The sequence below is a fragment of the Bradyrhizobium sp. LeoB3 genome (genome assembly GCF_055456055.1).
On sequence record NZ_JBVBEF010000025.1, the window covers coordinates 13,697 to 27,439 of the forward strand.

General features: G+C 62.9%; 10 protein-coding genes. 7 read left to right on the plus strand and 3 right to left on the minus strand.

The features are described 5' to 3' along the window. The first annotated feature begins 68 nt into the window (after positions 1–68). From ACZXDY_RS18185 to ACZXDY_RS18200, 4 genes are all read left to right on the plus strand, one after another. Entirely contained in the window at positions 69–1,982 is a 1,914-nt protein-coding gene (locus ACZXDY_RS18185) for a polysaccharide biosynthesis protein (protein WP_464346440.1), read from the plus strand. 26 nt (positions 1,983–2,008) lie between these two features. Further along, the gene (locus tag ACZXDY_RS18190; protein WP_464346441.1) at positions 2,009–3,229 is read left to right on the plus strand and encodes a glycosyltransferase family 4 protein; all 1,221 of its coding nucleotides are present in this window, start codon (positions 2,009–2,011) and stop codon (positions 3,227–3,229) included. Next, positions 3,226–4,176 carry an NAD-dependent epimerase/dehydratase family protein gene (locus tag ACZXDY_RS18195; RefSeq protein ID WP_464346442.1) on the plus strand — a complete coding sequence of 317 codons (951 nt, stop codon included), beginning with the start codon at positions 3,226–3,228 and terminating at the stop codon, positions 4,174–4,176. Before ACZXDY_RS18190 ends, ACZXDY_RS18195 begins: the two co-directional genes overlap by 4 nt. 396 nt (positions 4,177–4,572) lie before the next feature. Then, positions 4,573–5,625, plus strand: a complete 1,053-nt coding sequence (locus tag ACZXDY_RS18200; RefSeq protein ID WP_464346443.1) for an MFS transporter — start codon at positions 4,573–4,575, stop codon at positions 5,623–5,625. 66 nt (positions 5,626–5,691) lie between these two features. Here ACZXDY_RS18200 and ACZXDY_RS18205 read toward each other — a convergent pair whose 3' ends face one another. The 3 genes from ACZXDY_RS18205 to ACZXDY_RS18215 all read right to left on the minus strand — a co-directional run bounded on the left by ACZXDY_RS18205 (position 5,692) and on the right by ACZXDY_RS18215 (position 9,395). Continuing rightward, positions 5,692–7,224 carry a class I adenylate-forming enzyme family protein gene (locus ACZXDY_RS18205; RefSeq protein WP_464346444.1) on the minus strand — a complete coding sequence of 511 codons (1,533 nt, stop codon included), beginning with the start codon at positions 7,222–7,224 and terminating at the stop codon, positions 5,692–5,694. 177 nt (positions 7,225–7,401) lie between these two features. Beyond that, positions 7,402–8,418 (minus strand): MraY family glycosyltransferase, encoded by a 1,017-nt coding sequence (locus tag ACZXDY_RS18210; protein ID WP_464346445.1) that lies wholly within the window; start codon positions 8,416–8,418, stop codon positions 7,402–7,404. Continuing rightward, complete coding sequence (locus tag ACZXDY_RS18215; RefSeq protein WP_464346446.1) at positions 8,415–9,395, minus strand: lysylphosphatidylglycerol synthase transmembrane domain-containing protein; 981 nt, start codon at positions 9,393–9,395, stop codon at positions 8,415–8,417. The genes ACZXDY_RS18210 and ACZXDY_RS18215 overlap by 4 nt, the downstream gene beginning before the upstream one ends. 437 nt (positions 9,396–9,832) lie before the next feature. On the opposite strand from ACZXDY_RS18215, the gene ACZXDY_RS18220 reads away from it, so the two are divergent. From ACZXDY_RS18220 to ACZXDY_RS18230, 3 genes are all read left to right on the plus strand, one after another. After that, complete coding sequence (locus ACZXDY_RS18220) at positions 9,833–11,242, plus strand: mannose-1-phosphate guanylyltransferase/mannose-6-phosphate isomerase (RefSeq protein ID WP_463327719.1); 1,410 nt, start codon at positions 9,833–9,835, stop codon at positions 11,240–11,242. Between the two features lie 260 nt (positions 11,243–11,502). Further along, a complete protein-coding gene (locus ACZXDY_RS18225; protein WP_464346447.1) occupies positions 11,503–12,519 on the plus strand; it encodes a Gfo/Idh/MocA family oxidoreductase in 1,017 nt (338 codons plus the stop codon). 30 nt (positions 12,520–12,549) lie between these two features. Further along, positions 12,550–13,701 (plus strand): DegT/DnrJ/EryC1/StrS family aminotransferase, encoded by a 1,152-nt coding sequence (locus ACZXDY_RS18230; protein WP_028163621.1) that lies wholly within the window; start codon positions 12,550–12,552, stop codon positions 13,699–13,701. Positions 13,702–13,743: the final 42 nt, after the last annotated feature.

Below are 13,743 nucleotides of genomic sequence, written 5' to 3' on the forward strand. Positions count from 1 at the left end.
GCTGCATATGGGCTATCAGCAGCCCAGAACGCTGTTGCAAACCTGTTGGTCCTTGGCCCATCCATCACATGACGCGCTTCTCTCAACTCACGGCACGCAACTTCCTGATCGTGACGCATGACGCGGTCGCGACCGCATTCGCACTCCTGGCCGCATTCTATCTGCGCTTCGAGGGCGATCTGCTCACCGATCGCCTGCCGCTGTTGCTGCGCATCCTGCCCTGGTTTGTCGCCTTCAGCGTGATCATCTGTTACGTCTTCAATCTCACCACCTCGAAATGGCGTTTCATCTCGCTGCCGGACGCCCTCAACATCCTGCGGGCCTCGGCAGTCCTGACGCTGGCACTGGTCGTTCTCGACTACGTCTTCTTCTTCATCGCGCCGAGCTTCCACGGACCCGTGTTTTTCGGCCGCATCACCATCGTCCTCTATTTCTTCCTCCAGGTATTCTCGCTGGGCGCGCTCCGCTTCGGCTACCGCTATTTCCGCTACTCGCGCACGCGCCACCATGCCCGCACCGAGGACGCTGCGCCGACGCTTCTGGTCGGGCGCGCAGCGGATGCCGAGATCGTGCTGCGCGGGATCGAGAACGGCGCCATCAAGCGGATCTGGCCGGTCGGCGTGCTGTCGCCGTCGAATTCCGATCTCGGCCAGCAGATCCGCAACATCCCGGTGCTTGGCAGCGTCGAAGATGTCGAAACCGTGATCCGCGAGTTCCAAAGCCGCGAGAAGCCGATCAAGCGGCTGGTGATGACGTCGTCGGCGTTCGAGCCCGACGCGCATCCGGAATCGGTGCTGATGCGGGCAAGGCGGCTGGGCTTGATGGTCAGCCGCCTGCCGTCGCTCGAGGGCGGCGATGCGCCGCGGCTGACCAATGTCGCGGTCGAAGACCTGCTGCTGCGTCCGACCGCGACGATCGACTATGCCCGCCTGGAGGGGCTGGTGAACGGCAAGAGCGTCATCGTCACCGGCGGCGGCGGTTCGATCGGCGCCGAAATCTGCGATCGCGTCGCGACGTTCGGTGCCGCCCGCCTGCTGGTGATCGAGCATTCGGAGCCGGCGCTCTATGCGGTCACCGAGGCGCTCGCGGCGCGCGGGGCCCAGGCGGCGGTGGAAGGCCGCATCGCCGACATTCGCGATCGCGAGCGCATCCTGCGGCTGATGCGTGAATTCAAGCCCGACATCGTGTTCCATGCCGCGGCGCTGAAACACGTGCCGATTCTCGAGCGCGACTGGAGCGAGGGCGTCAAGACCAACATCTTCGGATCGGTGAACGTTGCGGACGCCGCACGCGAAGCCGGCGCCAAGGCGATGGTGATGATCTCCACCGACAAGGCAATCGAGCCGGTCTCGATGCTGGGCCTGACCAAGCGCTTTGCCGAAATGTATTGCCAGGCGCTCGATCACGATCTTGCCGCGCAGTTCGGCGACAAGCCGCATATGCGCCTGATCTCGGTCCGGTTCGGCAATGTGCTGGCGTCGAACGGCTCGGTGGTGCCCAAATTCAAGGCACAGATCGAGGCGGGGGGCCCGGTCACGGTCACGCATCCCGACATGGTGCGTTATTTCATGACCATCCGCGAAGCCTGCGATCTCGTGCTGACTGCGGCCACGCATGCGCTGACGCTGGCGCGACCCGACGTCTCCGTCTACGTTCTCGAAATGGGCCAGCCGGTCAAGATCGTCGAGCTTGCCGAGCGGATGATACGTCTGTCCGGCCTGCAGCCCGGCATCGACGTCGATATCGTCTTCAGTGGGATGCGGCCGGGGGAGAGGCTGAACGAGATCCTGTTCGCGAGTGAGGAGCCGACAGTCGAGATCGGGATTGCCGGAATCATGGCAGCCAGGCCGAACGAGCCGCCGATGGCGACCTTGCGCAAATGGCTCGCCGCGCTGGAAGAGGCGATCGCCAGAGACGATCGTACCACGATCCGCGGCGTGCTGAAGGATGCCGTGCCTGAATTCGGATCGAACGCCGCGTGATCCGCTCCTGATCCGCGAGACCCCCGATGCAGAAGCCCGGAAAAGTCGTCGTCGTCAGTCAGCACTATCCGCCGGACCGGAGCACGACCGCCGCGATCATGGCTGCGATAGCGAACCGCCTTGCGAAGGAGGTGGACGTCCTGGTGCTGTCGGGATGGCCGGGCTCGGCGTCGAAATTGGCAGCCGATCGGCCGGTGGTCGAGGAGATCAAGAACTGGATGCCTGGCAAGGCCGCGCTCCTCAAGCGCGCCGCCGCCGAGCTGCTGTTCACCGCGCGTACCTTCTTCGCCGTTCTCAGGCGGCTTGAGCGCGGCGACGTCGCGCTGACGGTGACGGCTCCTTTTGTGCTGCCTTACGCCGTCGCCGCCGCGGCCAGATTGAAGCGCGCCCGGTCGATCCTGATCATGCACGATCTGTTTCCGGAGGTGCTCGTCCTGAGCGGCCTGTTGAAGCCGGGCTCGATCGTCACCAGAGCGATGCGCGCCATGAACGGGCTGATGTTCCGCGCGTTGACCACAGTCGTCATCATCGGCCGCGACAGTGAGAAATTGCTGCTCAGCTATCGCGGCATGACGCGGGACAAGATCGAATTCATTCCGAACTGGACCACCATCGACCCCGCGGTTCGTCCGGTTGCAGCCGACAATGCCTTCCGTCGCGGGCTTGGTGGCCGTTTTGTCGTCGGCCTTTCCGGTAATCTCGGCTTCACCCACGATCCTGTGATCGTGTTCGAGGCGGCGCGCCGGCTGAAGGATGATCCCGGCATTCATTTCCTGCTCTCGGGCTGGGGGATGGGTTTCGACAAACTGAGATCGATGCAGTCCGAGGCGAAGCTTTCCAATATCACGCTGGTGCACCGCGTTGCGGATGAAGATCTGCAGGATTTCCTGTCGGCGGCGGACCTCTGGCTCATTCCTTATCGAAAGGACGTTGCCGGTGTCTCGGTGCCGAGCCGGTTCTACAATCTGCTTGCGGTGGGGCGGCCCGTCATCCTCATATCCGAGCCGGATGCTGAAGCCGCGCTGACGGTAACGGAGCACGATCTCGGGCGGGTTGTGACGCCGGGCATGCCGGCGCAACTGGCCGAGGCGATTCGTGCAGCATCGCGAACTCCCGATCCGACGCTGCCGGAGCGGGCCGTCGCGGTGGCGGGGAGCTATAGTCCCGAGCGTGCCTTGACAGGATACGCAGCCCTCATTCAGAGACTGATTGGATCGGAAGAGCGGTGTCGGGAGTTACGGTCGTGACTAAAGACCAGCCCGTGGTGTTGGTGACGGGAGCGAGCGGGTTCGTCGGCCGGCATATGTCGCCGGTGCTGGCGCGCAACGGTTGGGTGGTGCGACGTGCCGTCCGCAAGCCGACAGGCGGCGCCGACGAGGTGCCGATCGATTCGATCGGCCCCGTCACTGACTGGCAGGCCGCGCTCGAGGGCGTCGATGCGGTCGTGCATCTGGCGGCGCGCGTGCATCACAGGCGGGAGGAACACACCGTCGAGCTTTATCGCACCGTCAATCTTGAAGGCACGTTGCATCTGGCCCGTTGCGCGGCCGACGCCGGTGTCCGCCACTTCATCTTCGTCAGCACCGTGCTGGTGCACGGCCGAAGCACTGACGGCCGCGCGCCATTCAGCGAGAACGACGTCCTGACCCCGCGCGGCCTCTATGGAATGTCGAAAGCGGCGGCCGAAGCAGGATTGAGGCATTTGGCGCAGGGGAGCCAGATGAAGGTCACGATCATTCGGCCACCATTGATCTACGGGTTCGGCGCCAAAGGTAATCTCGCGTTGCTCGAAAAGGCGATCGGTCTCGGGGTCCCGCTCCCGTTTGCGAACGTGCGCAACCGTCGTGCGTTCGTCTCGGTGGAGAATCTGACATCATTCGTGCTGCATCGGCTTTCTCATCCGGACGGCCAGTTCAACATTTTCCTTGTCGCGGATGACGAGCAGGTGTCGACGCCCGAATTCATCGAGCTCCTCGCGGCCGCAGCAGGCAAACCGGCGCGCCTGTTTTCCATGCCGCGGCTGGTGTTGAGTTCGTTGTTCAGCATCACCGGCCGCAACGAGGCCAATGAGAGCCTGTTCGGCTCACTCGAACTCGACCTGTCCAAGGTCGCGTCTACCGGCTGGCGGCCGCTCATCGGCCTCAACGAGGGCTTGAAGCGCGCCTTGCGGGGTTTCGACCACCTGATCGATTAACCGACCGTTGAGCACCTTCTCGCCCCGATGGCGATATTTCACGGGCCCGGAAAAAGCTCACATGCGCGTACGCAAGGCGCGTGCGCTCCTATAGCTCTTTGGCAACCGTTCGCTTGCTGCTGACGGACGAATATTGAACGGGCGGCGCTCCGCCTACCTCCATGATGTTCGCTGTTGGCCATCGCCCATGGGTTGCTCAAAAAAGGCCAGCCAAATCATCAAGAGTGGCCCGCTGCGCAACTACAGCCGTAACGTGATTCCCGTCAGTCGACATACGGCGGTAACTGACGTGACCGTACTGCTCTTCAGTCACCGAGGATCAACAGCCGGCATCGCACGCAATCCGATCGGGGATCGCGTAGGACGTCAGAACGATGTTCGATTGGATACAGGAGGATGGCCTTGCTGGATACGTCAGAGCCGGTGGAATCCGAACAAGGCAAATATCGTGCATTGCTGCTTGCCGCACTTGGCGGTGTTCTGGAGAATTACGACTTCATCGTCTTCGCCCTTTTCGCAAGGGTCCTGGGGCAGCTTTTCTTTGCGCCCGAGATGCCCGAATGGATGGCCGAACAAGTGGCTGCGCCTCGCATCGGCTTCGCCTGCAGCATGTTGAGCAGTGCGCTTGCGATCGGCAATCTACTGGGAGCGTTGGCTGGCGTCATCGTGAACCGGCTGTACAAACCGGCAGAGGTCCTGGCCTTCGGCTGGCGACTTCCATTCGTGGCTGGCGGCATCATTGCGCTGCTGGCAGTCTATGTGCGTCGCTCGTTGACGGAGACTCCGATCTTTCGCGCCCTGCAAAACAAGGGTGAACTTGCCGCCGAACTGCCGTTGAAGATCGTGCTTCGAAGCTATGGTCGCGGCGTCCTTGCCTCCTCCGCGCTGGCTTCACTCATCGCAGTGACGATCGTCGTCATGTTTGTCATGGTGCCGACGCTGATCCAAACCAGCTACGGCATCGATGCCGATCGGGCGTACGAAGCCGTCAGCCTCGCGACCGCCTGCCTCGCAGTGAGCTGCATCTGCTGCGGCATGCTGGCCGACATGTTGGGCGCCAGCCTTTTTCTGGTCGTGTGCACACCCGTTTTGGCAGCCTCGGTCTATCTGTTCTTTGCGTTGCTGCCGGGACATCCCGAAAGGCTGTTCCCGCTTTATGCGCTGGCCGGCACGTCCGCCGGCGTTCTCGCAGGCATCCCGCCGATGCTCGTGGAAAGCTTCCCTCCCGCCGTGCGATATACCGGTGTCGCGCTCTCATACAATGTCCCCTATGCTGTATTCGGCGGAGTCACGCCGCCGCTCATTGCGTTGGCGCTCCGCGTCGATTCTTTGGCGCACGCGCATGCCGTCCTTGTTGCCTGCGCCGCCGCCTTCCTCATAGGTTCAGCGCGACTGGTCCGCGGCCAAAAACAAAAACCATCAGTGCAACTGGAAGCTTTGCCGCGATGAAAGCGACGGCAATCGGTAAAGGAATCGGGATCTCCCGGCAACGAGCGGCTGCGGTTCTCCCATAGATTAACTTGCTGATTGGCCGCTATTGTCTTCGAAAGCCATCGCCTGCAACCTTGTGCGGTCGACCTTGCTCAGGGCGTTGCGTGGAAATGTTTCGAGTACCCTTAAGGCGTCCGGAACCTTGTAGGGCGCAAGCCGCGTCGCGACGTTTTGCAGGATCTCCGCAACGACGGTTTCGCTCGTGCCGGCCACCAGTTTCACGAAGCCAAATATGCGCTGACCCAGCACCGTATCGGGCTTGCCGACTACAACCGCTGCTACGACCGCGGGATGACAGGCAATCAGGGCTTCCTCAATTTCGATCGGCGAAATGTTGGTTCCGCCGCGGATGATGATGTTCTTTTTTCGCGACACGAACCAAAGCTCATTGCCTTCGCCGCGCCGCATCAAGTCGCCACTGTGATACCAACCGTCCTTGAGGCTTTGCGCGGTTGCGATCGGATCGTCCCAATACCTCGTGAAGACGTTAGGACCGCGGATCAGGAGCTCACCAATCTCGCCGTGGAGGACATCCGCCCCATGATTGTCGACCAGCCGAATCTCCGCCCCCTCGACGATCCGGACAACGGGTCCTGATGCCAGTCCGAACGTGAAGGTTCCGACCGCTTCCGTCGCATTCCAAAGGTTGTAGAGAGGCGCTCCAAGAACCGATGCGGCCTTTTCCTGAATCTCGATTGGACAGGCGTCCGCACCAGTGGTGCAGAACCGCAGCGAAGACAGGTCTCGCGGCCTGGCGAGCTGGGCCTCGATCAGCGCCGCGTATTGGGCAGGAAAGCCGAGCAGACAGGTGCCGCGATAGCGTTCGACATTGTCGAGCACGACATCGGCATCAAAGCTCTCCAGCATGATGAAGGGGGTGCCGAGTCGGACAAGAGCCAGTGAGCGAAAGACGCCGCTGGCATGCGTCATGATCATCGACAATATGACGACATCCTCCGGCAGTAAGCTACCATGCTTGCAAATGAGATCCGTCGCTGCCGCCAGCGTGCCCGGCGTATGTGCGACGAATTTGGGATAGCCACTGGTGGTGCCGGATGTATTGATCAGTACAGCAGGCTCGTCGGAAGGGGGCTTCGGGAAATGCACATGCGCTGCCTGTTTCAGGTCATTCCATGGCCGCAGGCCGAGCGCATTGGCGTCTCCATCCACCAGAATACGGCTCGTCCGCGGAAGGATCGCATCGTCGATCGGGGCAACATTCTGATAGAGCGCGGCTTGACCGATATAGAGCGCAGGCTGCAATCGCTGCAGTAGCGGCGCGAGCTCGGCAAATTTGAAGGCGGTTCGTAGTGGTGCCGCAATCGCGCCCAGTCTGTAACAGGCGTAGTAGCCGACCAGAATTTCGGGGCAATTCATCATGTGAAGCGCGACGCGGTCGCCTGGTTTGACGCCGTTCGCGGCGAGACCTTGTGCGACAGACTCGGCTTCGGCCTCCAGTCGGCTGTAGGTCCATACGTCTTCGTTAAAAACAAAGGCCGTGCTCTCGGGGCGCACACGCGCCTGATGCATCAACGCTTCGGTCGGCGTGAGCGACATGGAAACCGTCTACGAGATGAGTAGGCTGTATTTTATGCTGGCTGGACAGCGTTACTCCGTGATTTCACATTGAGAGAAATGGTTGCATCCGTAAGAAACGCGCTTGGCGACTTCGAAAGATCGTTGATTGACGCGTTTTCTTCACGTGAACCGGTGTCCGCTTCGATCGAAGACGCTCTATCGTCCACGTCTGTGCGAAAATCTATAGAGCTGCCACGCCACCGCACTCGCCCCAACGAGCAGCAGAACGAGGCTCGCCGCGGCCGAATCCAATTGGATCGACAACATCGCGAGCAGCGCGAGCGCGACATTGAGCGCGAAGACTTCGCCGACGATGCGCGACACGGAAAATCCATTGTCCGTCGCGCGCTGGTAGAAGTGCGAGCGGTGAGCCGCCCAGAATGGCTCTCCGTTGATCAGCCGGCGCAGCAGCGTGATCGTGGCATCAGCCAGGTAATAGAGCGGCAGCAGCAACGCCGCGGCGACCTGCTGGTGATAGGCGAGCTGGAGCAGGCACCAGCCGAGCAGAAGCCCGATTGGCAGGCTGCCGACGTCGCCGAGGAAGATCTTTGCCACAGGGCGATTGAAGGGAGAGAAGCCGAGCAGCGCACCGCAGAGCGCCGCCGCCACCAGCGCTGTCGAAGGCGGAACCTGCGCCCAAAAGCCAAGCAGTGCGACTGCCGCCGTGATCGGCACCGCTTCGGCCGCCGTCATCAGGTCGAGCCCGTCCATGAAGTTGACGAGGTTCACGAACCATAGCCCCGCGAACAGCAGCAAGCCGCGCTCGATCCAGAACGGGACGGTCGGTACGATCCTAAGATCGGCGGGCGCGGCGAACACGACCACAGCCACCGCCAGTCCCTGCAGCAACAGGCGCGGCAGCACGGGCACGGGCTTGATGTCATCGGCAAAGCCGACAGCGGCGATGAACAACGTCGCAGCGAAGACCGCAAGGGGGACTTGCAGCGTGCCGTTGCCGCTCAATGCGACGAGCGTGCCTGCCGCGACCAGCGTCGCCACGATCACGGCGATCCCCGCGCCCTGCGGCGTCGGGATTCGATGGGATGAGCGCGCATTCGGCTTGGCGAGCGCCACGCGCAACAGCATCGGCCGCAGCAGCCAAACGAGGAGCGCCGACAATAACGCAGCAAGCGCCGCGGCGACGACCGAAAGCGCGATATCAGCGTCGGTCATTCGATTGGCGAGAGCGATTGTGCGGGGACATCGATCGGCTTGTCCCCTTGTGCTTTCTTTTCCGCGCTAAGAATCCACACCAGTCCGCCAAACGCGCCGACGATGAAGGACACGGCGCCGAACAGCAGCGAAACGTTGACGCCCTCGTTGGCCGCCAGCCCGGCGTAGCCGAAGGCGAGACCCATGCTCGCCTCGCGCACGCCCCAGCCGGCAATCGAAATCGGCAGCATGGTGATCAACATCACCGGCGGCACCAGTTGAAAGATCTGGCTGAACAGCAGCGGTGCGGAAATGGACTGCGCCACGCACCAGACGATAACGACGGCCAGGACGTGAACGAGCAGGGAGAGCACCGCGACCTTCGGCCCGCGATCCCAACTGAACAGCACCTTGTTTGCGATGACGGCGCAGGCGTGGATGTGATGCGTTCCCCACCAGCGCTTCAGCCACGGCCAGTTCAATGCGCCGAGCAGGAGAAAGCCGCCGCCGGCCGCAAGCGCCGCGAAATCGATCAGGAGCAGCGCCGACCGTCCCTGCGGATCGTTGATCAACCGATAGCTCCACGGCAGGCTCGCAACGATGAGCACGGCGAGCGCGATCAGGCCGATGGCGCGGTCGACGAAGATCGAATAGGTCGCCGCGCGCCAGCCGGCGCCCGCGCGCGCGACCAGCCACAGCCGCACCGCATCGCCGCCGATCGACGATGGCAAGGTCTGATTGAAGAAGGTCCCGATCACGTTGAAGCGCATCGCCTGCCGGGTTTCGAGCGGCGCGCCGCATTCGGCGCTGATCTCGCGCCATCGCAATACGCCGAGGAAGATCTGCAGAAAGGTCACCGCGATCGCGAGAGCGATCCAGCCCAGGCTTTCGACGCGGATGCGCGCAGCGAGATCATACAGGTTGACCTTGCGGAGCGAGAGGTAAAGCAACGCAGCCGAGATCAATATCTTGATGGTCGAAAGCAGTATCCGGCGCATCTCGTCAGCGCTTGCCAGGTTCGAGAAAGACGTCAAAAACGGCGCAAATCGGCGCCGTGCGCCGAATTTGGTGGCCTTGGTATGGGTTTAGGACCGATCTTGCAATAGCCGTTCGATCGCTCTTGCGGCAGCCTCCAACCGGCGGTTAAAGAGGGCCTGAACGGGGACTGCCGGGTTGCCCGGATATTTGGCTTGCATGCTCATAAAGGTTTACGCTGCCCACAAAAACTCATCTGAAGGGACTAACCGGTGTGGTAGCGCTTGCGGGTGGAAAACCCGCCCGCCAAGGGCTGTCATCTACTGCTGGTCGCGTCCGTGACCCCGGGCATTTCGCCGATGTCGACAATGTGAAGGGGATAGGGACATCGGTTCCGGAGGGACGATGAGGACGTTAACTATTGTCGGGCAGCCCGATCATTACAGAATTCGAGGTTAGGATGGACCGAATTATTCCACTGATCATGTGCGGCGGGGCGGGCACGAGGCTGTGGCCGGCGTCGCGCGAGGTCCATCCGAAGCAGTTCCTGCCGTTGTTCGGGACCCGCTCCACCTTCCAGGAGACGCTGCTGAGGGTGTCGGATCCGGCGCTGTTCGAGCGGCCGATCGTGATCACCAACAACGCCTATCGTTTCATGGTGCTGGAGCAACTGGCCGGCATCGGGCGCGAGGCGGACGTGCTGCTGGAGCCGGCGCGGCGCGACTCGGGGCCGGCGATCGCGGCCGGCGCCGCCTTTGCACAAGCGCGCGACAGGGACGCGACCGTGCTGGCGCTCGCCGCCGATCACGTGGTCGGCGACACCGAGGCCTTCGTCGCCGCCTGTCGCGAGGGGTTGGCTGCCGCGAAAGCAGGCCGCATCGTCACCTTCGGCGTCAATCCCGAGCGCCCGGCCACCGAATACGGCTATATCAGCCCCGGCGATACCATTTCGGGACAGGTGCGCGCGGTCGCAAAATTCGTCGAGAAGCCCGACGCCGCAACCGCGGCCGACTACATCACGTCGGGCTATCTCTGGAACAGCGGCAACTTCATGTTCCGCGCCGCCGTGCTGCTTGATGAGTACCGCAATTTCGATACCGCGAGCGTGCAGGCGGTGACCGAGGCGGTAACGAAGACCGAACGCGATCTCGGCTTCGTCAAGCTCGATGCGGATGCGTTCGGAGCGGCGAAGGCGATCTCGATCGATTACGCGGTGATGGAGAAGACCGCGCACGCGGCCGTGGTGCCGGTGTCCTGCGGCTGGTCGGATGTCGGCTCCTGGCACGCGGTGTGGGAATTGTCTGATAAAGACGGGCAGGGCAATGCCGCGCGCGGTGCTGCTGTGTTCGAAGATTCGCGCAACTGCAACGTCGTGACCGACCGCGCGCTGGTCGCGCTCGAGGGCGTCGACGACCTCGTGGTGGTGGCGACGCAGGACGCCATCCTGGTGTCGCGGCAGAAGGACGCCAACGGCCTGAAGCGCCTGGTGGCGAAACTGAAGACGGTGGCGCCCGAGGTCACCGAGAACCACATCAAGGTGCATCGGCCCTGGGGCTCGTACCAGTCGGTCGACAATGGCGAACGCCACCAGGTCAAGCGCATCATCGTCAAGCCGGGCGAGCGGCTGTCGCTGCAGAAGCACCATCACCGTTCCGAACACTGGATCGTGGTCCGTGGTGCTGCGCGCGTCACCGTCAACGAAACGGTGAAGACCGTGCACGAGAACGAGTCGATCTACATCCCGATCGGCGCGGTGCACCGGCTGGAGAACCCCGGCAAGATCCTGCTGGAATTGATCGAGGTGCAGACCGGCAGCTATCTCGGCGAGGACGACATCATCCGCATCGAGGACGACTATCAGCGCACCTGATGATTGCGCTGTGCATCGATTTCGTCCCCGATCGCCGGCGAGACGGTGTAATCTTTTGAATCAAAACGTGTCCGGATTTGCGCGTTGGCATTCGCCACATTTGTGACAGCATGCTATAGCGTGTGCGTGACGATGCTTCGGGGAAAGAAAGCACGTCAGGACAAGGGGATAGGGCTGCGGCCTGATTCGGTGGAATCAGGCTGGTCCGGGGAAGAACGCGCAACCGATGGGCGCCACCAAAAGTCTGTTGGGGTAACCACATGAGTTCCAAAGGGTCGGGGTTGGCCGCAAAAGCCGGGATCGGGCGTGCCTTGCGCGTCGGGGTTATCGGCGCGGGGGTGATGGGCAGCAACCATGCCCGCGTGCTGGCGGGATTGCCCGACGTCACGCTGGTCGGGATCGTCGATCCTCTGGCTGAACATCGCGCGCGCGCCATTGCGCTGGTCGGGTGCCGGGCCTTTGCGACGCTCGATGAGTTGCTCGCCGAAGGCGTCGATGCCGTGACGATCGCGGCGCCGACCCATCTGCATCACGAGATCGCGCTCACCTGTATCGCGCAGAACGTCCATATCCTGGTCGAGAAGCCCGTCGCCTCCACGGTCGAGGAGGGCAACGACATCGTCAACACCGCGCGGCAGGCTGGCGTGACGCTGATGGTCGGACACGTCGAGCGCTTCAACCCGGCGGTGGTCGCGATCAAGCAGGCGATATCGGGCGAAGACATCCTCTCGATCGGCATTACCCGTGTCGGTCCGTTTCCGCCGCGCATGTCCAATGTCGGCGTCGTCATCGATCTGGCCGTGCACGACATCGATCTGATCCGCTGGTTCACCGAGTCTGAAATCGTCGACGTGCAGCCGCAGCTGTCGAGCGCCGTGGCCGAGCGTGAGGACATCGCGCTGTTGCAATTCCGTACCGCCTCGGGCGTGCTTGCGCATATCAACACCAACTGGCTGACGCCGTTCAAGGCGCGCAGCGTCACGGTCGCGACGCGCGGCAAATATGTGATGGGCGATCTCCTGACCCGTCAGGTCACGGAGTGTTTCGGCTTCAAGCCCGACGGCAGCTATTCGATGCGGCATTTGCCTGTCGGCCACGACGAACCGTTGCGCGCCGAATTGATTGCGTTTCTCGACGCGGTGAGGGGCGGGAACGAGCCGGCGGTATCAGGCAACGAGGGCGTCGCGAGCCTCGAGATCGCAATCAAATGTCTGGAAACGCCGGCCACGCCCGCCGCGACCGTCGCCCGCAAGGCGCCGCGCCGCGTCGCCGGCTGACAGCTTCCCTCACGCCTCCCGCAAGGTCCCATGAACCAGCATCTGCGCCCCGAACCCATTCCCTTCATCGACCTTGCCGCGCAGCGCCGCCGGCTCGGCACCTCCGTCGATGAAGCGGTCTCCCGCGTGCTCTCCCATTGCCAGTTCATCAATGGGCCGGAAGTGTCGGCGCTGGAGGCGGAACTTGCAAAGTTCTCGGGCGCAAAACATGTGGTGGCCTGCGCCAGCGGCACCGATGCGCTTCTGATGGTGCTGATGGCCAAGAAGGTCGGCCCGGGCGATGCGGTGCTGTGCCCGTCCTTCACGTTCTGCGCCACCGGCGAATCGGTGGCGCTGACCGGCGCTACGCCGGTTTTTGTGGACGTCGATGAGACGACGTTCAACATGGATGCCGCCTCGCTGAAGCGCGGCATCGCGACCGCCAAGGCCCGCGGCCTCAAGCCAGTCGGCGTCATTCCAGTCGACCTGTTCGGGCAGAGCGCCGATCACGACGCGATCGCTGCGGTCGCCAAGGCCGAAGGTCTGTTCGTGCTCGATGACGCCGCGCAGGGCTTTGGCGCTACCTACAAGGGGCGGCGGATCGGCACTTTTGGCCTGGCGACGGCGACCAGCTTCTTCCCGGCAAAGCCGCTCGGTTGCTTCGGCGACGGTGGTGCAATCTTCACCGACGACGACGAGCTTGCACAGACGCTGCGCAGCATCCGCGTGCACGGCCAGGGCTCCGACAAATACGACAACGTGCGCCTGGGCATGACCGGGCGGCTCGACACCATGCAGGCGGCGGTACTGCTCGAGAAGCTCAAGATTTTCGAAGAAGAGATCGCGGCGCGCAATGAGGTCGCGGAGCGCTATGCGCGCGGGCTCGGCAACGTCGTGACCGTGCCGCGTCTTGCCGCCGGCTGCAGCTCGATCTGGGCGTGCTATACCATCCGCCTGCCCGAGGGCACCGACCGTGACGGCTTTGCCGCGGCGCTGAAGGCGCAGGGCGTTCCGACCGCGATCTACTATACGAAATCGATGCATCAGCAGACCGCCTACCGCGACTTCCCGGTGGCGGAGGGCGGCCTGCCGGTCAGCGAACGGCTTTCGAACGACGTCATCAGCCTGCCGATTCACGCCTATCTCGACGAGGCGACGCAGGGGCGAATCATCGAGGCTGTGCGCGGCGCGCTTTCGTCCTGATTTCGCCGTTTTGCGGCGCCGGTGCTTGGGCTAGAACCGGCG